The sequence below is a fragment of the Saccharopolyspora sp. NPDC049357 genome (genome assembly GCF_040677225.1).
In the GTDB taxonomy this organism is placed as follows: Bacteria; Actinomycetota; Actinomycetes; order Mycobacteriales; family Pseudonocardiaceae; genus Saccharopolyspora.
Window position 1 is genome coordinate 68,937 of the sequence record NZ_JBFAQJ010000010.1, and the last position, 21,334, is coordinate 90,270.

General features: G+C 68.9%; 19 protein-coding genes. 6 read left to right on the forward strand and 13 right to left on the reverse strand.

Annotation, left to right across the window (positions count from 1 at the left end; genetic code table 11):
• Positions 1 to 113 precede the first annotated feature (113 nt).
• A complete protein-coding gene (locus AB0J91_RS11120) occupies positions 114 to 2,519 on the forward strand; it encodes a Tex family protein (RefSeq protein ID WP_363866680.1) in 2,406 nt (801 codons plus the stop codon).
• A gap of 55 nt (positions 2,520 to 2,574) precedes the next feature.
• Here the strand turns inward: AB0J91_RS11120 and AB0J91_RS11125 are convergent, their stop codons facing one another.
• The 5 genes from AB0J91_RS11125 to AB0J91_RS11145 form a co-directional block, all read right to left on the reverse strand.
• Positions 2,575 to 2,769, reverse strand: coding sequence for a DUF397 domain-containing protein (locus AB0J91_RS11125; protein ID WP_363792966.1), 195 nt, complete (start codon positions 2,767 to 2,769; stop codon positions 2,575 to 2,577).
• 237 nt (positions 2,770 to 3,006) lie between these two features.
• On the reverse strand, positions 3,007 to 3,768 hold the full coding sequence (locus tag AB0J91_RS11130; protein ID WP_363792964.1) for a MerR family transcriptional regulator: 762 nt from the start codon (positions 3,766 to 3,768) through the stop codon (positions 3,007 to 3,009).
• Between the two features lie 255 nt (positions 3,769 to 4,023).
• The gene (locus tag AB0J91_RS11135; RefSeq protein WP_363866683.1) at positions 4,024 to 5,550 is read right to left on the reverse strand and encodes a tripartite tricarboxylate transporter permease; all 1,527 of its coding nucleotides are present in this window, start codon (positions 5,548 to 5,550) and stop codon (positions 4,024 to 4,026) included.
• A 1-nt stretch (position 5,551) separates the two neighbouring features.
• A complete protein-coding gene (locus tag AB0J91_RS11140; RefSeq protein WP_363866686.1) occupies positions 5,552 to 6,100 on the reverse strand; it encodes a tripartite tricarboxylate transporter TctB family protein in 549 nt (182 codons plus the stop codon).
• Positions 6,097 to 7,086 carry a tripartite tricarboxylate transporter substrate-binding protein gene (locus tag AB0J91_RS11145; protein ID WP_363866689.1) on the reverse strand — a complete coding sequence of 330 codons (990 nt, stop codon included), beginning with the start codon at positions 7,084 to 7,086 and terminating at the stop codon, positions 6,097 to 6,099. The genes AB0J91_RS11140 and AB0J91_RS11145 overlap by 4 nt, the downstream gene beginning before the upstream one ends.
• A gap of 286 nt (positions 7,087 to 7,372) precedes the next feature.
• Here AB0J91_RS11145 and AB0J91_RS11150 point away from each other — a divergent pair, with 286 nt between their 5' ends.
• Positions 7,373 to 8,902 carry a sensor histidine kinase gene (locus tag AB0J91_RS11150; RefSeq protein ID WP_363866928.1) on the forward strand — a complete coding sequence of 510 codons (1,530 nt, stop codon included), beginning with the start codon at positions 7,373 to 7,375 and terminating at the stop codon, positions 8,900 to 8,902.
• Positions 8,899 to 9,582 (forward strand): response regulator, encoded by a 684-nt coding sequence (locus AB0J91_RS11155; RefSeq protein ID WP_363866692.1) that lies wholly within the window; start codon positions 8,899 to 8,901, stop codon positions 9,580 to 9,582. The genes AB0J91_RS11150 and AB0J91_RS11155 overlap by 4 nt, the downstream gene beginning before the upstream one ends.
• Before the next feature lie 109 nt (positions 9,583 to 9,691).
• On the opposite strand, the gene AB0J91_RS11160 is transcribed toward AB0J91_RS11155, so the two are convergent.
• The 5 genes from AB0J91_RS11160 to AB0J91_RS11180 form a co-directional block, all read right to left on the reverse strand.
• Positions 9,692 to 10,882 (reverse strand): cytochrome P450, encoded by a 1,191-nt coding sequence (locus AB0J91_RS11160; RefSeq protein ID WP_363866695.1) that lies wholly within the window; start codon positions 10,880 to 10,882, stop codon positions 9,692 to 9,694.
• Between the two features lie 11 nt (positions 10,883 to 10,893).
• On the reverse strand, positions 10,894 to 11,454 hold the full coding sequence (locus AB0J91_RS11165) for an ATP/GTP-binding protein (protein WP_363866931.1): 561 nt from the start codon (positions 11,452 to 11,454) through the stop codon (positions 10,894 to 10,896).
• A 13-nt stretch (positions 11,455 to 11,467) separates the two neighbouring features.
• Complete coding sequence (locus AB0J91_RS11170; RefSeq protein WP_363866698.1) at positions 11,468 to 11,827, reverse strand: DUF742 domain-containing protein; 360 nt, start codon at positions 11,825 to 11,827, stop codon at positions 11,468 to 11,470.
• Positions 11,824 to 12,228, reverse strand: a complete 405-nt coding sequence (locus tag AB0J91_RS11175; RefSeq protein WP_132679291.1) for a roadblock/LC7 domain-containing protein — start codon at positions 12,226 to 12,228, stop codon at positions 11,824 to 11,826. The genes AB0J91_RS11170 and AB0J91_RS11175 overlap by 4 nt, the downstream gene beginning before the upstream one ends.
• Positions 12,229 to 12,295: 67 nt before the next feature.
• A complete protein-coding gene (locus AB0J91_RS11180) occupies positions 12,296 to 13,633 on the reverse strand; it encodes an ATP-binding protein (protein WP_363866700.1) in 1,338 nt (445 codons plus the stop codon).
• A gap of 385 nt (positions 13,634 to 14,018) precedes the next feature.
• Here AB0J91_RS11180 and AB0J91_RS11185 point away from each other — a divergent pair, with 385 nt between their 5' ends.
• On the forward strand, positions 14,019 to 14,840 hold the full coding sequence (locus AB0J91_RS11185) for an SAM-dependent methyltransferase (RefSeq protein WP_363866703.1): 822 nt from the start codon (positions 14,019 to 14,021) through the stop codon (positions 14,838 to 14,840).
• Positions 14,841 to 14,979: 139 nt separating this feature from the next.
• Positions 14,980 to 16,014 (forward strand): acyltransferase, encoded by a 1,035-nt coding sequence (locus AB0J91_RS11190; protein WP_363866934.1) that lies wholly within the window; start codon positions 14,980 to 14,982, stop codon positions 16,012 to 16,014.
• On the opposite strand, the gene AB0J91_RS11195 is transcribed toward AB0J91_RS11190, so the two are convergent.
• The 3 genes from AB0J91_RS11195 to AB0J91_RS11205 all read right to left on the reverse strand — a co-directional run bounded on the left by AB0J91_RS11195 (position 16,002) and on the right by AB0J91_RS11205 (position 19,300).
• Complete coding sequence (locus AB0J91_RS11195) at positions 16,002 to 17,363, reverse strand: S28 family serine protease (protein ID WP_363866706.1); 1,362 nt, start codon at positions 17,361 to 17,363, stop codon at positions 16,002 to 16,004. The two genes, AB0J91_RS11190 and AB0J91_RS11195, sit on opposite strands and share 13 nt — an antisense overlap.
• Before the next feature lie 153 nt (positions 17,364 to 17,516).
• On the reverse strand, positions 17,517 to 18,452 hold the full coding sequence (locus AB0J91_RS11200; RefSeq protein ID WP_363866708.1) for a cellulose-binding protein: 936 nt from the start codon (positions 18,450 to 18,452) through the stop codon (positions 17,517 to 17,519).
• Between the two features lie 272 nt (positions 18,453 to 18,724).
• Positions 18,725 to 19,300, reverse strand: coding sequence for a TetR family transcriptional regulator (locus AB0J91_RS11205; protein ID WP_363866711.1), 576 nt, complete (start codon positions 19,298 to 19,300; stop codon positions 18,725 to 18,727).
• 526 nt (positions 19,301 to 19,826) lie between these two features.
• Between AB0J91_RS11205 and AB0J91_RS11210 the strand changes: the two genes are divergently transcribed.
• Positions 19,827 to 21,320 carry an aldehyde dehydrogenase family protein gene (locus AB0J91_RS11210; protein ID WP_363866714.1) on the forward strand — a complete coding sequence of 498 codons (1,494 nt, stop codon included), beginning with the start codon at positions 19,827 to 19,829 and terminating at the stop codon, positions 21,318 to 21,320.
• Positions 21,321 to 21,334 lie beyond the last annotated feature (14 nt).

Here is a 21,334-nt window from a genome sequence, read left to right on the forward strand (position 1 = left end):
ACCCCGGCCGACCCGACACGCCGAGTCGAGTGGCACGGTTGCGCTGGTGTCCCTTCGGGCACAATGCTCGATCGGATCTGGCGAAGATCGCAGAGAAGGCGGAACCAGGAAACGTGACGACTGTTCATCAGAAGATCGCCGAGGAGCTCGGGGTCCGCGAAGGCCAGGTGGCCTCTGCTGTCGAGTTGCTCGACGGCGGGTCGACCGTGCCCTTCATCGCGCGCTACCGGAAGGAAGTGACCGGGGCACTCGACGACGCCCAGCTGCGCACGCTCGAAGAACGGCTGCGCTACCTGCGCGAGCTCGAAGAGCGGCGCGCCACGGTGCTGGAGTCGATCCGCTCGCAGGGCAAGCTCAGCGACGAGCTCGAAACCCAGATCAACGCCGCCGATTCCAAGGCGCGGCTGGAGGACATCTACCTCCCCTACAAGCCGAAGCGGCGCACCAAGGCCCAGATCGCCATCGAGGCCGGTCTGGAACCCCTCGCCGACCAGCTGCTGGCGGATCCGAGCAACGATCCGCAGGCCACCGCCGAGGGTTTCGTGGACGCCGACAAGGGCGTCGCCGACACCCAGGCCGCGCTGGACGGCGCCCGCTCGATCCTCGTGGAGCGCTTCTCCGAGGACGCCGACCTCATCGGTGAGCTGCGCGAGCAGGTGTGGACGCGCGGCCGGATCGTCTCCAAGGTCCGCGAGGGCAAGGAGGAAGAGGGCGCGAAGTTCGCCGACTACTTCGAGTTCGACGAGCCCTTCACCGCGCTGCCCTCGCACCGCATCCTGGCGCTGTTCCGCGGCGAGAACGAGGACGCGCTGGAGCTCTCGCTGGAGCCCGACGACGGCACGCCGGTCGAAGGCCCGACCTCCTACGAACTGCGGATCGCCCAGCAGTTCAACATCTCCGCGCAGGGCCGCCCGGCCGACAAGTGGCTGTCCGACGTGGTCCGCTGGGCCTGGCGCACCCGGATCCTGACCCGGCTGAGCGTGGACCTGCGGCTGCGGCTGCGCCAGCACGCCGAGGACGAGGCGGTGCGGGTGTTCGCGGCGAACCTGCGCGACCTGCTGCTGGCCGCACCCGCCGGATCCCGCGCCACGATGGGCCTGGACCCGGGCTACCGCACCGGTGTCAAGGTCGCGATCGTCGACGGCACCGGCAAGGTCGTGGCCACCGACACGATCTTCCCGCACCAGCCGCAGCGGCAGTGGGACCAGGCGCTGGCCAAGCTGGCAGCCCTCGCCCAGCAGCACGACGTCGACCTGATCGCCATCGGCAACGGAACCGCCTCGCGCGAGACCGACAAGCTCGCCGGTGAGCTGATCGGCAAGCACCCGGAGCTGGGGCTCAGCAAGGTCTCGGTCTCCGAAGCGGGCGCGTCGGTCTACTCCGCCTCCGCGTACGCCTCGCGCGAGCTGCCGGACATGGACGTGTCGCTGCGCGGCGCGGTCTCGATCGCCCGCCGGTTGCAGGACCCGCTGGCCGAGCTGGTCAAGATCGACCCGAAGTCGATCGGCGTCGGCCAGTACCAGCACGACGTCTCGGAGTCGAAGCTGTCGCGCTCGCTGGACGCGGTGGTCGAGGACTGCGTGAACGCCGTCGGCGTGGACGTCAACACCGCGTCGGCGCCGCTGCTGACCCGGGTTTCCGGCATCAGCGAGACCCTCGCGGAGAACATCGTCGGTCACCGCGACGGCAACGGCCCGTTCCGCAACCGCAAGGCGCTCAAGGACGTGGCCCGGCTCGGGCCGAAGGCGTTCGAGCAGTGCGCCGGCTTCCTGCGGATCCCCGACGGCGACGACCCGCTGGACTCCTCCGCGGTGCACCCCGAGGCGTACCCGGTGGTGCACCGGATCCTGGAGCGCACCCAGAGCGAGATCGACGGGCTGATCGGCAACGCGAAGCTGCTCAGGCAGCTGAGCCCGCAGGACTTCGTGGACGAGCAGTTCGGTCTGCCGACGGTCAGCGACATCCTCTCCGAGCTCGACAAGCCGGGCCGCGACCCGCGTCCGGAGTTCAAGACCGCGACGTTCGCCGAGGGCGTGGAGAAGATCGCCGACCTCCAGCAGGGCATGACGCTGGAGGGCGTGGTCACCAACGTCGCCGCCTTCGGCGCGTTCGTCGACGTGGGTGTGCACCAGGACGGACTGGTGCACGTCTCGGCGATGTCGAAGAACTTCGTCAACGACCCGCACGACGTGGTCAAGTCCGGCGACATCGTCCGCGTGAAGGTCCTCGACGTCGACATCCCGCGCAAGCGGATCTCGCTGACGCTGCGTCTTGACGACGAGCCGGGCAAGGGCGGCAAGCCCGAGCGCGCCGAGCAGGGCGCGCGCAACGGCGGCGGCCGGGGCAACGCCCCGCGCAACGGCGGCGGGAACGGCGGAGGCGGCAACCGCGGCGGTGGCGGTGGCAACCGCAACGGCGGCGGCAAGCAGAACCGCGGTGGCGGTGGCCGTCAGCGCAACGACGCCCCCAGCGGCGCGATGGCAGATGCCCTGCGCAAGGCAGGTTTCGGCAAGAACTGAATCCGAAGAGCGGAAGGGGCCCCTCCGAATCGCTTCGGAGGGGCCCCTTCGCACGTCACCGGTCGAAACGCCCGGCCTTGACCGCCATCACGAACGATCTCCACTGCTCGGCCGAAGCGGTGAGGTGGTCGTCCTCGCGGTGCGCCGAATTCCGCACGGCAACACCGCATCTCGAAGTACCGACCTCGACGCGGGAACTCACGTTCTGAGACCGCGACGAAGCTCGCCAACCGGCCGGGTTCGCTGTCATGTTCTCGCGCCTTCCAGCTCATCGAGGATCGCGACCAAAATCCGTTGTCTCACACGGACCGATCACCGGTCCAAGAAGGGTAGACGTCGCGTTCCGGCAGGTCGCCACTTCCTCGCGACCCAGCGACGTCGAGGACCGTCCGGACGGGATTCGGCGCCGTGAGCTGAACCGATCTTGTGACGCGGACTACGTCCACACCGAACAGAAAACGGGGACTACGAGCGGCATCCGGGCTGCTCAGCGCTTCGCCGCCTCCCGGCTGCCCTCCGGCACGCTGCCCTGGGCCATCACATCGGCCATGCGCTCGCCGACGACGGCGGGGATCAGCCGCTCAGCGGAGCGGATCGCCGCCGCCTGCAGCGCGTTGAACACCAGCGGCCGAAGCCGGTCGATGACGTCGCTGTAGAAGGGCGTCGCCTCCTCGACGGTCGACACGCGCGTCACGACGTGGCTGCGCACCAGGTCGGCGAGGTCGTCGCCGAGCTCGTCGACCTTCTTCAGCATGTCCTCGGCGATCGTCAGCGTTTCATCGAGCGGAATGCCGAGGGCCACCATCTCCGCGGCGGCGTCGTAGAGCAGCGGGCTCGTGGTGACGAAGCCGCGTCCGCGCCGCTCCAGGATCCCCAGGGCGATGACGCGCTTGATCGCGCTCGGGGTGATCTGCGAGCCGAACTTCTTGTGCAGCTCCCCCAGCGTCACCGATCGCGGTTCCTCCATCGCCCAGGTGCGGTCGGCGACGGCCTCCTCCAGACCGAGCACCTCGCCGAGACTGCGGCCGGATTCCCAGGCGCCGAGCATCTCCTTGATCTGGGCGAACGCGTACCCTCGCTCCAGCATGCTGATGATCAGCTTGAGCCGGGTCAGGTGCGCATCGGAGTAGATCGCCGTGCGCCCCTCCTTGCGAGGCGGCGGCAGGAGCTCGCGGTCCTGGTAGACGCGCACGTTGCGCACCGTCGTTCCCGCGGTCCGGGCGAGGTCGTCGATCCGATAGTCCACCACCTCGCACAGTGTAGTAACTCCGCGCAAGCCGCGCCGATGGCCGTGCCCAGCGCACATCCGGCCGCACAACGGAAAAGTTCCGCTGCGGCGGTGTCGTCGGACCTTCCTGGGTTCTGCGGCCGAATTGGGGCCGACAGCGTTCCCGCACCGCTGACGCGGGGGCTCGATAGCGCGTTCCAGCAGCGGAATCACGAAGTGGCCCGGTCGAACGGGGTGCGTTCGACCGGGCCACGGAGGAGGTGGCGTCTTCGGGGGTTAGACGTCCACCTTCTCCCCCTCTTGGGGTTCCTGGAGGTTCGCCTCGCGCTTGGGCAGGAGGCGAGCCAGCAAGGGCCAGACGAGGATCACCGCGACGATGCAGTAGACCGCGATCGAGAACGGCGTGTTGACCAGGCCGCTGAGGCTCCCGTCGCTGATCTGCAGCGCCCGGCGCATCTGCTGCTCCGACGTCGGTCCGAGGATCACCGCGATGATCGCGGGCAGGACCGGCAGACCGTAGCGGCGCATGGCGAAGCCGATCAGGCCGATCACGAACAGCAGCAGCAGGTCCATCGGCTCACCGCCGACGGCGTACGCACCGACGCTGGCGAAGAACAGGATGCCCGCGTACAGGTACGGCCGCGGGATCTGCAGCAGCTTCGCCCAGACCGGCGCCAGCGGCAGGTTCAGCACCAGCAGCAGCACCGAGCCGATGAACATGCTCGCGATCAGCGCCCAGACGAGCTCGGACTCGCGGGCGAACAGCAGCGGGCCGGGCTGGATGCCGTACTGCTGGAAGGCCGCCAGCATCACCGCGGCCGTCGCGGTCGTGGGCAGGCCCAGGGTCAGCATCGAGACCATCGTTCCGGCTGCCGATGCGCTCGCCGTCGCCTCCGGTCCGGCAACGCCCTCGATCGCGCCGTTGCCGAACTCGTCCTTGTGCTTCGACAGCTTGCGCTCGGCCACATAGGACAAGAACGTGGGGATCTCCGCACCGCCCGCGGGAATCGCACCGAACGGGAACCCGATCAGCGGACCGCGCAGCCACGGCTTCCAGGACCGGCGCACGTCCGCAGCGCCCAGCCAGGGGCGCCCCACCGGGATCGGCTCGCCGCTGGTGCGGCGCAAGTGCGCCGCGACCCACAGTGCCTCACCGATCGCGAACAACCCGACCGCCACGACCACCACGTCGATGCCGTCGGCCAAGTGCAGCAGCCCGAAGGTCAGCCGTTGCTGACCGGTCATCTGGTCCAGCCCGATCAGGCCGATCGTGAGACCGATCAGCAGCGACGCGAAGCCGCGCAGCCGCGAAGCGCCCATCACCGAGGTGACCGCGATGAAGGCAAGCACCATGATCGCCAGGAAGTCCGGCGCACCGATGTTGACGGCGAGACCCGCGATCGTGGGCCCCAGCAGGGCCAGCAACGTGATGCCGATGATCGCGCCGATGAAGTGCCCGATCGCGGCGGCCGCAAGCGCCTGCGCCCCGCGTCCCTTGCGGGCCATCGGGTTTCCTTCCAGCGCGGCCACCACCGAGAAGCTCTCACCCGGCGTGTTCAGCAGGATCGACGTCGTCGAACCGCCGAACATTCCGCCGAAGTAGATCCCGGCGAACATGATGAACGCGCTGGTGGGTTCCAAGCTGTAGGTCAACGGCAGCAGCAGGGCCACCGCCATCGCCGGGCCGATCCCCGGCAGCACGCCGATCGCGGTGCCCAGTAGCACACCGATCGCGGCCCACAGCAGGTTCATCGGCGTGAGCGCGGTGGCGAAACCGTCCAGCAGCAGGCTCAGCGAATCCATGTCACACCCCCAGCAGCGGAATGCCCGGGAGCGAAACGCCGAGCAGGTAGTTGAACACCACGTAGGTGAGTACGGTCAGCACCGCTGCGATCAGCGGGTCCCGGTTGAAGGCACGGCTGCCGAGGGCGTAGGCCGAGCCCCAGAACAGGATCACCCCGGAGACCAGGAACCCGAGGACGTTGATCAGCGCCGCGTTCGCCAGGAAGGCCCCGGCCAGCAGCAGCACAGTCTTCCAGTCCGCCGGCACCGACAGGTCGACGTCTTCACCGATCTCCGACTCGCCGCGGCCGCCCCGCAGGACGTCCACCACCAGCAGCGCGGACACCACGAGCAGCCCCGAACCCACGACGATCGGCATCGTCTTCGGGCCCACCGGACCCCGCTGGGCGAAGTCCGTCGAGATCAGCAACGCGTCAACGAGGACGAAAGCGCCGAGGGCGGCCAGCAGCACGCAGATGCCGAGCTCGGAATGGTCCCGCAACCACGTCGGACCGGACGGGGCCTCCCCAGGGCGGTATCGCCCGGGGGAGGGCACGCGACTCTCGCTCATGCCAGTCCCAACTCCTTGAGCACCGAGGCCACTCGGTCGTTCTCGGACTGCATGAACTTGGCGAACTCGTCCCCGGACTGGAAGGCGTTGGTCCAACCGTTGCGCTTCAACGTGTCCTGCCACTGCGGAGACTCGTTGAGCTTGGTGTAGAGCGAAACCAGCTTCTCGCGGTCGGCGTCGTTGATGCCGGGAGGCGCCACCACGCCGCGCCAGTTGGTGAACTCCACGTCGATGCCGGATTCCTTCAGCGTCGGGGCGTTCACCCCGGTGGCGCGCTGCGCGCTGGTCACCGCCAGCACTCGCAGCTCACCCGCGTCGATCTGATCGCGCACCTCACCGATGCCGGTCACGCCGAAGGCGACCTTGCCGCCGAGCAACGAGGCCAGCAACTCGCCACCACCGTCGAACGGCACGTAGTTGACCGATTTCGGCTCCAGACCGGCCGCCTTGGCCGTCAGCATCGGAGCCAGGTGGTCCGGGCCGCCGGGGGACGAGCCGCCGCCCACCGGGAGGCCGCCGGGGTTCGCCTTCCAGTCCTGGACCAGCTGCTTGATGTCCTGGTACTGGGAGCTCTTCGGCACCACGATGATGTCGGGCTCTTCGGTGAGCTTGGCGATCGGCGTGGTGTCCTTGAGCTGGACAGGCGACTTGTTGGTGTAGGAAGCGCCGACCACGCCCAGGCCCATCTGCAGGGCGAGCTTGCCGTTGCCGTTCTCAGCGGCCGTGCGGCCGAGACCGATCGTGCCGCCCGCGCCCGGCACGTTGAACACCTCGACGTTGCTGTTGAGCTTGGCCTCTTCCATGACCTTCGCCGAGGATCGGGCGGTGGTGTCGTAGCCACCGCCGGGCTCGGTGGGGACCATGATCCGCAGTCCTTGGATTTCGCTGTCCTGGGATTGCCCGCCGGAGCTGAACTTCATCACGACCGGGATACCGATGATGAGTGCCAGGGCCGCGATCACGGCCAGCACAGTGCGTGCGCGCACTTCGAACCCGCCTCTCCGTTGTGGTGGGTGCTGCATGAGATCCTGGTCATAGTTGCCACTCCTGAACCCGAATGTCTCGCTTTAGCACGTATCGGCACTTTTGTTACTTGCGTAACCGGATCCAGCGGGCGGGCCGTCGTTTCCGCCGAACCACCGCCACGACCCCGCTGAGGTGCGCTTGCCTGGGGCGGCGAGAACGGGTTGACCGGGCGTCTAACGTTTCGGGACCAGTGGTGGAGAGGAGGTGGGTCTGGTGTTCCGGGTGCGCGGTTCGCTGTCGCGTCAGATGCTGAGCGGGCAGCTCGTGATCATCTTGTTGCTGCTGGCGTCCGTCGCGGTGTTCTCGGTGGCGGAGACCGACCAGACGTTCCGGGCCACCGAAGGCCGCAAGATGCTTTCGGTGGCCGAGGACGTCGCCGCCACCGGAGGCGTCCGGGTCAGCCTCACCGACGTGTCCTCGCAACGCTTGCTGGCGATCTTCGCGCAGAGCGCGCAGAACCTCTCGGGCGCCGACTTCGTGATCATCGCCGACCATCGCGGCACCGTGCTCGCCGCGACGGACCCCGACCAACGCGGACTGCCGCTCCCGCTGGGCGAATCGAGTGTGCTCAGCGGCCGGGCCTGGGTCGGCGAGATGGCCATCGGCGGCGGCGACTCGCTCGTCGCGCACGTCCCGGTGGTCTCCCGCGACGGCGGCATCCTCGGTGTGGTCGCCGCCGGCCGGCACACCCCCGACCTGTTCCAAGCGGTCCGCCAGGCACCGGAGTACCCGCTCGGTCTGCTGGCCTTCGCCGCGTTCCTGGGCATCGCCGGGTCGGTGCTGCTCGCGCGGCGGGTCAAGCGCCAGACGCTGGGACTGGAACCGCAGGAGATCACCCGGCTCGTCGAGCACCGCGAGGCGCTGCTGCACGGGGTCCGCGAAGGCGTCGTCGGAGTGGACGAGCAGAACCGGATCACGCTGGTCAACGACCAGGCGATGCGGCTGCTGACCTTGCCGGAGGACTGCCTGGGCCGCGACATCGACTCCCTCGAGCTCGGCGACCGGTTGCGCGACGTGCTCACCGGCCGCTCCGACGGCGTGGACCAGATCGTGCTGCGGAAGGGTCGGGTCGTGGTGCTCAACCGGATGCCGATCTCCACGGTCGGCGCGGTGGTCACCATGCGCGACCGCACCGAACTGGTCGACCTGCAGCGCGAGCTCGCGGTCCACCGCGACACCACCGACACGCTGCGCGCCCAGGCCCACGAGTTCTCCAACCGCCTGCACACCATCTCCGGGCTGGTGGAACTCGGCGAGTACGACGAGTTGCAGCGCTACGTGCAGCGCATCAGCCACCACAGCGAGCAGTGGCACGCCGAGGTCACCGCCCGCGTGCAGGACCCGGCCACGGCCGCGCTGCTGATCGCCAAGGCGAGCCTGGCCGCCGAGCGCGGGGTCGGGCTGCGGCTCAACGAGGGCGGATTCCTCGGCGAGATCGACGAGGAGCTCTCCGCCGACGTGGTGACCGTGCTCGGCAACTTCATCGACAACGCCCTCGACGCGCTGGAGTCCACGCGCGACGCGTGGATCGAGGTGGAGCTGCGGCAGAACGACGAGATCACCGTCGTGGTGCGCGATTCCGGTCCGGGTGTGGCTCCGGAGATCGTCGAGGAGGTGTTCCGGCACGGCTTCACCACCAAGGCGGCGCGCGGTGGTGAGCGCGGGCTGGGCCTGGCGCTGACCAGGCAGATCTGCCGCAGGCGCGGCGGATCGGTGGAGGTGCACAACGCCGACGGCGCGGTGTTCACCGCGCGGCTGCCGTGGGAGGGAGCATGATCAGAGTTCTGGTGGTCGACGACGACTTCATGGTCGCCAAGGTCCACAGCGGGTACGTGTCGCGGGTGGACGGCTTCGAGGTCGTCGGCGTGGCGCACACCGGAGCCGACGCGGTCGTCGCCGCCGACGAGCTGCGCCCGGACCTGGTGCTGCTGGACATCTACCTGCCCGACATCGACGGCATGTCCGTGCTGCGCCAGCTGCGCGGCCGTCCGTCCGCCGACCCGGACGTCATCGTGATCACCGCTGCGCGCGACCTGGACACCGTCCGGGGCGCGATCCACGGCGGGGCGCTGCACTACCTGATCAAACCGTTCAGCTACGAGGCGCTGCGGGAGCGCCTCGAGAGCTTCCGCTCGCTGCACCGCACCCTCGCCGACCTCCCCGGCGACGCGCCCGCCGCCCAGCAGGACGTCGACCGCCTCTTCGGCACCCGCGCCCGGGGCGTCACGCCGCCGAAGGGCCTTTCCTCCGAAACCTCGCGCGTGGTCGAGGACATCCTCCGCGACCGCTCCGCCGCAGGCGGCGACCTCTCCGCGACCGAGTGCGCCGACGCCACCGAGATCTCCAGGGTCAGCGCCCGAAAGTACCTGGAGCACTTCGTCGAGTCCGGCAGAGCCGAAGTACGCCTCCGCTACGGAGGAACAGGCCGCCCAGAACGCCGCTACCGCTGGCTCTGACACCCCACCGAGATCTCCGATTTCAGTGGAAATCCGGTCCCAGATTTCCACTGAAACCCGGTACCCGACTTCCACTGAAATCGGGAACTTCGGTCGGGGCGGGTCTGGTCTAGTGCGGGGAGAAGGTCACCGGGAGGGAGGTGAGGCCTCGCATCAGTACTGATGGGCGCCAGGTGAGGTCTTCGGGGTGGACGCCGAGGTTCGTGTCCGGGAGGCGGTCGAGGAGGACTTCGATGCCCGTGGTGGTGATGGTGCGGGCGATCTCCTGGGCCGGGTAGGGGCAGCCGTGCTCGCCGTGGCTGAACGACAGGTGCGCGTGGTTGCCGGTGGCGCCCTCGTGTCCGTGGGGCCGGACCTGCGGATCGGCGTTGGCCGCCGCCAGGCCCAGGACCAGCAGATCTCCCGCCCGGATGGGTTTCCCGCCGAGTTGGACGTCCTGGGTCGCCCAGCGGCCCACGTGGTTCTGGATCGGGGTGTCCTCCCAGAGGACCTCGTTGAGCGCGTGCCCGACGCTGCGGCGCCCACCCGCGAAGTCGACGGCGAAGCGGGGTTCGGTGAGCATCAGCCGCAGCGCGTTGCCCATCCAGTCCGATGTGGTCAGATGCGCCTTGCCGAGGGTGATGAACAGGTCCGCGGCGATCTCGTCCTCGGTGAAGCCGATCGGGTGCTTCACCAGGTGGGACACCAGGTCCCCGGCCGGTCTCGCGCGTCGCTCGCGGACCAGCCGCAGCATCCGGGCGACCGTGCGCTCGTGCGCGCGCACCGCTTCCTCGCCCTCCTGCCCGGACAGCGCGACGTCGTGGGTGAGCATCGGGGCCTCGTCGTCGGCCAGCCCGTAGATCTTGGCCATCGCCAGCAGCGGGATCTGGTGGGTGTACTCCACGACGAGGTCGGCGAAGCCGCGACCGGCGAACCGGTCGATCAGCGTGTCGCAGATCCGTTCCACCGCAGCGGAGAGCTCGAACTGGTCCACTGCGTCCAGTGCTTCGCGCACGGCGGCGCCGCGGGTGCGGTGCTCGTCGACGTCGGCCAGCAGCGCCGACGGCCGGGGTTCGACGTAGGCGCGCAGCGACCAGTTCTCCGGGACGATGTGCCAGCGGTTCCAGCGCCGCGGGTCACGGCCGAACAGCTCGGGATTGCCCACCACGTAGTGCAGTTCGCGGTAGCCGAGCACGCACCAGGCCGGGACGCCGCCCTCCAGCTGCACGGGTGCCACCGGCCCGTGGTCGCGCCGCAGCTGCCGGTACACCGCGGCCGGGTCGCGCTGGAAACGCGCGCCGTAGAAGGGAGTCGTGCTCACGTGCGGGTCCATCACAGACCCCGGGCCAGCGACATCTCGTGCAGGTGCTCCACCAGTCGCACCAGCACCTCCTTGCTGGACTCCCGGTCCCGGGCGTCGCAGTCGAGCATCGGCACCTCGCCGGGCAGGTCCAGCGCGTCGCGCACCTGCTCCAGGCCGTGCTTGGGAACGCCGAAGTTGTTGCGCGCCACGACGAACGGCGTTCCCTGCTCCTCCAGCCGGTCGATGGCGTACCAGCAGTCGGCGATGCGGCGGGAGTCCACCAGCACGACCGCGCCGAGGCAGCCGCTGAACAGCTGGTCCCAGATGAACCAGAACCGCTCCTGCCCCGGCGCGCCGAACAGGTACAGCACCATCCGCTCGTTGAGGGTGATGCGGCCGAAGTCGAAGGCCACCGTGGTGGTGGTCTTGGCGCCCACGCCGGCGGTGGAGTCCACGCCGACGCTGGCGGTGGTCATGGTCTCCTCGGTGTTCAGCGGCCGGATCTCGCTGACCGAGCGCACCATGGTGGTCTTGCCGACCGCGAAGCCGCCGATGATGACGATCTTCAACCCGTCGGACGCGGTGCGCAGCAACGGGATTCGGTCAGATGTTGCGAAGTCCAACGAGCACCTGCTTGAGGAAATCGGGAGTCGGGATCTCCGACGGGTCGCGCCGGGCGGAGGGGTGTCGTGCGGTGATCTTGCCCCTCGCGTGGAGATCACCGAGCAGGATGCGCACGACGCTCACCGGGAGCCGGAGTTCGGCGGAGAGCTCGACCACCGAGATCGGTTGGCGGCTGAGCCGCAGGATGGCGGCGTGCTCCGACTGCATGCCCGGGGTCGCTTCGCCCTCGGCGACCACCAGGGTCACCGAGTCGAAGGCGTCGTCGGCGGGACGGGTGCGGCCGCCGGTGACGATGTAGAGCCGGTCCGGGTTCTCGTCGTCGAGCAGCCGCCTGGTCATGAGACCTCGACCCGGTTCGGACTCCGCAGGTGCTCGCCGATCTGCTCGACGAGCTCGTTCATGTTGTGGCCGACGATGCCCACGTCGGTCTCGTCGGAGGCCAGGACCGCCAGGTGCGCGCCGAACCCGGCCTCGACGATGCACAGCACGCCGCCGTAGAACTCGGTCATGGACTGGCGCACTCCCCCGCTGCCGTCGCCGAACTCCACCGACGCGCCGTAGGACAGGCTCTGGATCCCGGAGGCGATGGCCGAGAGCTGGTCGGCCTGGTCGGCGCTCAGTCCGGCGGTGTGGCAGAGCTTGAGGCCGTCCTTGGACAGCACCAGCGCGTGTCTGCTGCCGGGGGTGTTCTGCAGCAGGTTCTCCAGCATCCAGTCGAGTTCGCGGGTGTCGATGGTCATCGCGGTTGCGGGACGGCGGGCGGGGTGACCCGCTGTCCCACACCTCCAATCGGGGTCTTCGGGGGCATCATCGGGGTTCCTCGTCCGAAGTGGACGAGTCGTCGCGGCGGGACTTGGAGAACGCGCCGAAGCGCGAGCCCGCGTCGGGCCGCTTGCTCTCGGCCTGCCTGGGGGCGGGGGCCGAGCGCGCTGAGGTGAGGGTTCGTCCCCGGCGGCGCTTGGGGAGCTCGCCGGGTTCGGTCGTTTCGGTCTCGGTGTCGGCGTGCGCGTCGAGGGTCGGCTTGGCCGGCTCCTCCGCGGGAGGCTCGCTGTCCTGCCGCGGCTGGGTGATCAGCTTGTGCGGGATCATCACGACCACGCCGGTCCCGCCGCGCGCCGAAGCGCGGAAGGACACCGACAGCTCGTGCTTGCGGGCCAGGCACCCGACCACGGCCAGGCCGAGTCGGCTGCCGGAGATCTCGGCGAGGTCCAGCGGGGTGTCGGACACCGCCTGCTCCGCGCGGGCCAGCGCGGCGTCGCCCATCGCCAGTCCGCTGTCCTCAACGGTCACGACCACACCGCTGTGGACCTCTTCGACGTAGACGTGCACCTCCTCGGTGGGCGGCGAGAACTTGGTGGCGTTGTCCATGATCTCGGCCAGCGCGTGCATCACGCCCTCGGCCGCGTAGCCGACGACGGCGACGGTGCTGGTGGAGTGCAAGCGGATTCGCTGGTACGAGCTGATCCGGCCCATCGCGCCGCGCAGGACGCTCTCCATCACGATCGGCTTGGTCCAGCGCCTGCCGCTGCGCGCTCCGGTGAGCACCGCGATGCTGTCGGCGAGACGGCCGGCCTGCGCGGTGCTGTGGTCGAGCTTGAGCAGGTCGGTGAGGACGTCTTCGGATTCGTGCCTGCCCTCCATCTCGCGGAGGTCGGCGAGCATCCCGGTGGCCAGCGCCTGAACCCGTCCTGCGGCGTTGGCGCACGTCGACAGCGCGGCGGCGCGCATCTTCTCGCTGGTGGCCAGTTCTTTGGTCATGGCCTTGATGACGCGCCGGTGGGGAACGCTGAATCCCTGCTTGTGCTCCTTGACCGCTTCCTCGGAGGTGACTCCCGCGCGCAGCTGCCGAGCCACGCCGGGCAGGGCCTCGTCGGCCAGCCGCACCATGTCGCTGTTCATGCTGGCCGCGGCGAGGCGGTAGTGCCGGGTCATCTGCACGCCGCGAACGGCCCCGGCGACGGCGACCGACAGCGCGAGGACGAGCATCGCGCCGATCACGGCGACGGACCCCGCGCCCGCGGGCGCTTGGAGGACGGCCCAGAGGAAGATCGCGCCGGAGATGACGAGGGTGAGCACGAACGCGACGACAGCCGGAATCCGGTAGGGGAACTCTCCGCGCGGTTGCAGCTGGGTCTCGGTCGACATCAACGGTTCCTCATCGCCGGATGCGGGGTCGGGCTCGCTTTGGGCACGTTGGTACGCGACGCAGATAGTAACGGAGAGCATACAGCCGATGACTCTCTTTTGGGTGATACTCGCCTCACTGTGCCAACCAGCTCGTCATTCGATCTTCATCCGGAGCTGACCCTGCCGGTTATGCACGTAGTTTTTTCGGTTTTTTCACAAAAGCGGAGATGCTTTTTCGCGCCGTCCCGGAACTCGGTCGCCACCATTCGCAGATCTTTCGCACTACTCCATAGAGGTGACGCTGCGTCACTACGCTGGGGATTTTTCACCTGATCAGTGCGGGCACCTATCACTACGCTACGCAGCAGCAAAGTCACTCGCAGACACATTGGCGGACCGACCGATGATCACCAGGACCCTCGACCTGGACCGTCCGAGCGACGCTCGTGTGCACGACTACCTGCTCGGCGGCGGCAGCAACTTCGCCGCCGACCGCGCGCTGGCCCGGCGCATCCTCGCGCAGGCTCCCTACGCCAGGTTGGAGGCCCTGGCCGCGCGCAACTGCCTGCGGCGGATGATGCGCACCTGCCTCGACCAGGGCGTCCAGCAGTTCCTGGACCTCGGCTCGGGCATCCCCATCGCAGGCAGCCCGCACGAGATCGCCGCCGAGGCGGACCCCGCCGCGCGCGTGGTCTACGTCGACAACGAGCAGATCGCGGCCACCCAGGGTCAGCTGCTGCTCGCCGGGAGCGCGACCGCGGCGATGGTGCACGCCGACGTCCGCGATCCGGAATCCGTCCTGGCCGCCGAGGAAACGCGGCGGCTGCTGGACTTCGACCAGCCGGTGGCCGTGCTGATGCTCGGCGTGCTGCACCAGTTCGGCGAGCACCACCAGCCGGCCGAGGTGATCCGCCACTACACCGGCGCGCTGGCCCCCGGCTCGCTGCTGGCGCTGTCGCACTTCACCGACGAGTTCGCGCCCAAACCGGCGCACGACATCCTCGCGGTGCTGCCCGACTGCCCGCCCCCCGCCATGCGCGACCGCGCCACCGTGCTGTCCTTCCTCGGCGATGCCGAACCGCTGGAGCCCGGCGCGGTGCCGGTCGCCGACTGGCGGCCCGAACCGGGCGACGCCGACCTGCGCACGCCCGAGCCGCTGAGCTTCGCGCTGCTGGCCCGCACCGCACCCACGCCCCCACCTCACCCGAACAGCTCAGGCATCTAGACTGTTCGCCCAGATTCACACTTCTACCAGCAGAGAATGCGGACGGACCGACCTTGAGGTAGCGAGCGTGCAAGAACTGACCGCTACGCGCGCGAGAAGCGCCCCGCAGCGGAGCACCCGGAAAGTCAGCTGGGACGCCGTGCGTACCGGATGCGTGGTTCTGGTGATGATCTACCACGCGACCCACATGAGCCGAGTGACCCATCCCGAGCTCTCCCCGCGCACCCTCGTCTTCCCGTACCAGGTCGGCGCGAGCATGCTGCTGGTGATCTCGGCCTACTTCGCCGCGGCCACCATCGGACGCGGCAGCCTGCGGCGCTACTGGTGGAAGCGGATGGCGCGCCTCCTCCCGCCCTTCGTCGGCGCGGTGGTGCTGATCTGGCTGGTCCTGCGCTTCCTGCGCCCGCCCAGCTGGGTGGAACCGAACGGCCGGGACATCGTCGGCCATCTGCTGATGCTGTGGAACTGGAAGCCGTCGGTCTACGCCTTCCTCGACGGTTCACATTGGACGGTCCCGCTGCAGCTGCTGGGATTCACCTTCGCCGCAGTGCTCTACGCCACCAAGCTGGGCCACGGCAACAAGATCGTCTGGGTTCTGTGGACGGCGGTGCTGCTGCCGCTCGCGCAGTGGCACATCCGCATCTCCGGAGCGCCGGAGACCTACCGGATGCTCGTGGACGGTTTCGGCGCGCACCGCTGGCACCTGTTCGCGGCCGGGGTGGCGATCTGGATGGTCTCCACCGGGCGCCTCTCGCGCGGGCACTTCGCGCTGCTGCTGGGCGGCTGCATGTTCGCCCAGGCCATGCACAACTACATCCGGCTGCCCGACGGGCAGCTCGACTGCGACTGGGGATCCTCCCTCGGCATGTGGCTGGGAATGCTGCTGCTGACCCTGGTGGCGTGCGGCCCGGACTGGAAGCTGCCGCCGGCGCTGGCGCGCGGCGTGACCTGGTTCGCCGGGATCTCCTACGGCGTGTTCCTCAGCCACCAGACCATCGGCTACGTCCTGCTGCACTACCTGGACACCAACGGTGTGCCGCCGCTGGTGCAGACGCTGGCGTTCCTGGCCACCGGCACGGCCGTGGGCTGGGCGCTGACCAGGACGGTCGAACGCCCGGCCCACGACTTCCTGATGCGCTTCTACGACCGGACGGTCGCAGATCAGCGCGGGTGACGCTCCACCGGCTGGTGGTCGATGCCGGTGCTGCGCAGCGCGGGGACGTCGACCCCGGCCCAGCGGCGAACCGTGGCCTCGGCCTGGGCTCGCTGGTCGGCGGGCAGTCCGGCGATCTTGGCGCCGTGGTTGGCGCCCGGGACCAGGTAGGAGTGCGAGTCGCCGCGGCCAGGTTCGAAGGGCTCGGCGCTCCACGGGTCGTTCTGGCCGTTGACGAACATCAGCTCCGAGCCCTGGCTGCGGACCCAGGTGTCGACCTCGCGCATCACCCCCGGCTCGAACTCCATGGGAATCTCCCGAGGCACCAGGTTGCGCGGCTGGCTGAGCTCGCGGTGGTGCAGCAGGTCCGCCAGCGGTTCGTCGGAGACGCCGGGCCAGCCCAGCTGGGTTCCCGCCTGGTAGTAGTACGGCGTGTAGGGCTCCATGCCCTGATCGGTGTAGAAGGCGAACTCGACGGTCTCGTCCAGGAACCGGTAGATCTCGTCGGTGCTCGCGGTGGGCGCCGGAACCTGCCCGCACTCCTGCTGACCGCGGTACTGCCAGAAGCTCCACGGCGCGTCGAGCACGACCAGCTCCAGGCCCCGATCGATGTCGCCGATGATCCGGTCGAAGGTCATGCCCTGCGAGTCGGCGAACGACTGGAACCTGGCGATCATCTCGGGCCTGCGGATCAGGGCCTCGCGCTGAACGGCGGTCAGCGCCTCGCGGCAGGCTGGATCGGTACCGACTGAAGAGAGGAACCGGTCGTAGGCGTCGCGATCGTTGTCGACATCGTTCGGTGCGACGTACGCAACGGTTCCGTCCACGTCGTCCGGGTAGAAGTGGCGGTGGTACACCGCCGTCATGCCGCCCTTGCTCGCACCCGTGGTGATCCACTGCCGGTCGTAGATGCCGCGCAGCGCCGAGATGACCTCGTGCTCATCGGTGGCGGCCTGCCAGATGTCGAGATCGTTCCAGTCGGCGGGTTCCGGGCGCGACGGGGTGAAGAAGCGGTGCTCCAGGTTCACCTGGTTGCCGTCGACCAGCTGCGTCGGCTCGGTGCGGTTGGTGCTGGTCGGAAGCCCGTAGCCGGTGGTGTAGAGGACCGTGGGCCGACTGGGGTCGCGGTGCAGCAGGGTGAGGCGCTGCTCGAAGGAACCGGCGTCCGGGTGCCGGTGATCGGCCGGCTGGGTGAAGGTCAGGTCGAACAACCGGAAGCCTGGTTCGGTGGGCCGCTCTCCCACCACCGTCATCCCCGGCAACTCCTCCAGCCGCTGGGCCAGGTCTTCCGGCGGAGCAGCCCCCGCAGGCATCCCGACCAGCAACATCGCGCAGGCCACGGCGATGGTTCCCCATCCGCGCCAGTTCATCCGACCTCCCGGTGAGCACAACGATCGGAGCAATCTAGCCAGCCGAGCGGATCACCGGGAAGCGCGGGGCGAGTTCTCGACACCTCCCCCGGACGCAGCAGCGGGCCGCCCGCCGAACACCAGGCGGGCGGCCCACGTGCTGAGGCCGATCGATCAGACGGTGGCTTCTGCCTCCTGCGGCAGCGTCTCCTCGTCGCGCTGCTTCGGCACCTCGACGTCCGAGTCTCCATTGTGGACGGTCTCGGCGACGTACGCGTCCGAAGCCTCGGTGTCGGAACCGCTCTCGGTGGCCACCAGGAACGGCTCGGCGCTGCCCAGGATCCGCTGCGCGTTGCGCACCTGCTCAGCGAGCTGCTGGCGGGTCTTGTGCATCGTCGCCGAGTACTCGTCGGCGCGCAGGATCCGGCGCTCGCCCTCGGCCGTGGCCTCGCGGACGCGACGCTGAGCTTCCTCGCGGCTGGCCTGCTCGCGCTCGGCGAGGATGCGCATGGCCTCGTCGCGGCGGGCGGACATGGAGGTCTCGAAGTCGTGCTCCACCTGGACGCGGCGCTCTTCGGCCTCCGCGTCGAGCTGCCTGCGCTGCTGCTCGGCCTCCTTGGCCATCGCCTGCACCTCGGAACGGGTGCGCGCGATCAGCTCGTTGCGCTGCTCCTCGGACTGGCGGCGCCACTCATCGGCCTCGGAGACCAGCTTCTCGTAGCGGTTGCGCAGCTCGGCCGCGGCCTGCTCGGAGCGGGCCCACTCGTGCTCGGAGGCCGCCTGAGCGCTGGCCACGATCTCCTTGGCCTCGTCCTCTGCCAGCCGGACCATGCGGCGCATCCGGTCGGACAGCGCGTCCAGGGAAATCGGCTCCTGCGCCTGCGCGTCGAGCTCCTGCTTGAGCTCCTCGACCTGGGCGCGAGCCTGGTCGAGCTGCGCGGACAGTTCGTTGACCTGGCTTAACGCCGAATCCCTGTCCTCGGTGACCAGGCGCAGCTCGGCCTCGGTCTGCTGGATGTAGAACTTCACCTGCGAGCGACGGTATCCGTACCAGACGGTGTCGAAATCCGCCTTCAGCGGTACCAGTTCGCGGTCTTCGTTGTGCCCCACGGTCTCACCCCACCTGAGTTGATCAATTTTGCTGGGAGCGAGCCACGCCCCGACGCGGCAAGTCCGTGCCCGCACCGGTGATTCATCCGTTGATGCGCCCGCCGGGCCGAAAACCGACAACTTCGACGACATCACCGACACCGATGCCACGGATCGCTATGCCTACATCTTCCTCGCAAACAGCATTGAGATCAACTGCCCTGATTCCAGTGCAATCCAACGGACATCCGATGTTGACCGTCCGGACACCCGCCCTGAAATGCCTGTTGAAATCAGGTTTTCGCGCCCGGCTGCAGCATCCGCCGAAAAGTCATCTCGATTTCGTCTCGGCTCGGCACCGATTCCCGGACGATCCCCTGCAGCTGCCAACCGCAGAACAGCACGGACAGGGCTCGGCCGGTCGCCTCGTCGGTGTAGGAGGCGAACAGCTCGGCCAACCACGTGTCCCACTCCTGGCTCACCTGGCGCAAGGCCGGTTTGTGCAGCGCGGCGATGTAGAGCTGGTGCTCCACGGCCGTCTGCGCGCGGGCGGGCCCGAGGTAGTGCAGCACCAGGTCGGTCAGCGCCTGAGCGAGGTCGCTGCCCGGCTCCAGGCCGGCGGCCCACTTCCGCATGTGCTCGACGTCGTCCTCGGCCGCCTGCCGCAGGGCGCTTGCGAGCAGGTCATCGAGGGTCGCGAAGTAGTAGGTGGTGGATCCGAGCGGGACACCCGCGGCAGCCGCCACGCTGCGGTGCGTGAGCTTCTCGACGCCGCGTTCGGCGACCACCTCGATCGCGGCGCGCGCGATGCGCTCGCGGCGATCGGGGTCCTTGCGGCGAGCGGGCGGCGCGGGCTGGGTGCTCGACATGCGCTCGGTGTTCCTCCCCTGTCACAGCGCGTGAACGTTCTTCGGCATCCGGGTGGCGAACCGATTCGGGGGGTGGGGTGATCGGCCCGCATCCGGAGATCCAGCTTGCCACGTCCGCCCCGATCGCGATGCGGTCCACGTCACCGACCAGGCGTTTGACCAGTTCAACGCGCATTTTTCCACGAGTTCGACCAATCCTGAACACTCGATGATGTACAGGTGTACATGCCTGGTGTTAGTGTCTTCTCCCGGCACCGCAGCCAATGGACGTGCGCGATGCGGAAATGCGTCGTGCGAATTGGACGAGAACACGCCAGATAGCCACCGAATGGACCGCCAGGAGGTGAATTCGGAGAACGAATCGCGCCCATGAGGGGCGCAATTCGGCGAATTGCTCCGCATCATCCGGTGCGGATTCGTGTGGCGATGAATCGGCGTCCGCCGCATTGTGAACCAGCAGCCTCTCGCGAGGCGTGTTCACGATGGCCGCGAACGCGGACAAACGAGCGACAAACGGGGAAGAGTCATGCCGCAAGCAGACAATTCGGCAGCCACGCTGTTCATCGACGGCAAGTGGGTCCCGGCCGCCGACGGCCGCACCCGGCAGATCCACTGCCCCGCCGACGGAAAGCTGGTCGCCACCGTCTCCGAGGGCGGCCGCGCCGAGGCCGAGCAGGCCATCGCCGCCGCGCGCCGGGTCTTCGACGAGGGCGTCTGGTCGACCAGCTCGGCCTGGGACCGAGGTGATCTGCTGCTGCGCGTCGCCGACATCCTCGTCCGCGACAAGGACGAGTTCGCCCGCGCCGAATCGCTCGACACCGGCAAGCGCCTGGTCGAGAGCGAGTACGACATGGACGACATCGCCGCGTGCTTCCGCTACTTCGGCAAGATCGCGGGCACCGACGCGGGCAGCCTCGTCGACACCGGCACCCCGGACGCCATCAGCCGCGTGCAGTACGAGCCCGTCGGCGTCTGCGGGATGATCACCCCCTGGAACTTCCCGCTGCTGCAGGTCGCCTGGAAGGTCGCGCCGGCCATCGCCGCGGGCGACACCTTCATCCTCAAGCCCAGCGAGCTGACCCCGGCCACCGCGATCCTGCTGATGCGCGCCCTGGAGGAAGCCGGACTGCCCGCCGGCGTCGGGAACCTGGTGCTGGGCACCGGTGCCGAGGTCGGTTCGGTGCTCGCCGAGCACCCCAACGTCGACCTGATCTCCTTCACCGGTGGTCTGCTCACCGGCCGCAAGATCTCCGCGATGGCCGCGCCGACCGTCAAGAAGGTCGCCCTGGAGCTCGGCGGCAAGAACCCCAACGTGGTCTTCGCCGACGCCGACTTCGACACCGCCGTGGACTTCGCGCTGACCGCGATCTTCCTGCACTCCGGCCAGGTCTGCTCCGCGGGCGCCCGCCTGATCGTGCAGGACGAGCTGCACGACGCGCTGGTCGACGAGATCGTGCGCCGCGCCGAGCAGATCCGCATCGGCGGCCCGTTCGACGACGACGCCGAGACCGGCCCGCTGATCTCCGCCGCGCACCTGCAGAAGGTCGACGACTACGTCGCCCAGTCGGTCTCCGAGGGCGCGGTGCTGCGCACCGGCGGCAAGCGCCCCGAGGGCGAGCGCTACGCCGACGGGCACTACTACCTGCCCACGGTTCTCGACGAGGTGAAGCAGGGAACCCATGCGGTCAACGAGGAATCGTTCGGCCCGGTGCTGACCGTCGAGCGCTTCACCGACGAGGACGACGCGATCCGCATCGCCAACGACACCCACTACGGCCTGGCGGGCGCGGTGTTCACCGGCGACCCGGCCAAGGCGCAGCGCGTGGCCAACCGGCTGCGGCACGGCACCGTCTGGATCAACGACTTCCACCCCTACCTCCCGCAGGCCGAGTGGGGTGGTTTCAAGCAGTCCGGCATCGGACGCGAACTCGGCCGGGCAGGTCTCGGCGAGTACCAGGAGGCCAAGCACGTCTACCAGAACCTGCGGCCCGGTCCGCAGAACTGGTTCTCCTCGAAGTAAGGAAGGAATCTTGT

Excerpts from the sequence above, each read along its gene's own strand:
- AB0J91_RS11125 (WP_363792966.1), bottom strand. The coding sequence starts at position 2,769 with ATGACAGCGAACCCGGCCGGTTGGCGAGCTTCGTCGCGGTCTCAGAAC.
- AB0J91_RS11135 (WP_363866683.1), bottom strand. The coding sequence starts at position 5,550 with ATGGATTCGCTGAGCCTGCTGCTGGACGGTTTCGCCACCGCGCTCACG.
- AB0J91_RS11140 (WP_363866686.1), bottom strand. The coding sequence starts at position 6,100 with ATGAGCGAGAGTCGCGTGCCCTCCCCCGGGCGATACCGCCCTGGGGAG.
- AB0J91_RS11150 (WP_363866928.1), top strand. The coding sequence starts at position 7,373 with ATGCTGAGCGGGCAGCTCGTGATCATCTTGTTGCTGCTGGCGTCCGTC.
- AB0J91_RS11155 (WP_363866692.1), top strand. The coding sequence starts at position 8,899 with ATGATCAGAGTTCTGGTGGTCGACGACGACTTCATGGTCGCCAAGGTC.
- AB0J91_RS11170 (WP_363866698.1), bottom strand. The coding sequence starts at position 11,827 with ATGACCAGGCGGCTGCTCGACGACGAGAACCCGGACCGGCTCTACATC.
- AB0J91_RS11175 (WP_132679291.1), bottom strand. The coding sequence starts at position 12,228 with ATGACCATCGACACCCGCGAACTCGACTGGATGCTGGAGAACCTGCTG.
- AB0J91_RS11180 (WP_363866700.1), bottom strand. The coding sequence starts at position 13,633 with ATGTCGACCGAGACCCAGCTGCAACCGCGCGGAGAGTTCCCCTACCGG.
- AB0J91_RS11185 (WP_363866703.1), top strand. The coding sequence starts at position 14,019 with ATGATCACCAGGACCCTCGACCTGGACCGTCCGAGCGACGCTCGTGTG.
- AB0J91_RS11195 (WP_363866706.1), bottom strand. The coding sequence starts at position 17,363 with ATGAACTGGCGCGGATGGGGAACCATCGCCGTGGCCTGCGCGATGTTG.
- AB0J91_RS11205 (WP_363866711.1), bottom strand. The coding sequence starts at position 19,300 with ATGTCGAGCACCCAGCCCGCGCCGCCCGCTCGCCGCAAGGACCCCGAT.
- AB0J91_RS11210 (WP_363866714.1), top strand. The coding sequence starts at position 19,827 with ATGCCGCAAGCAGACAATTCGGCAGCCACGCTGTTCATCGACGGCAAG.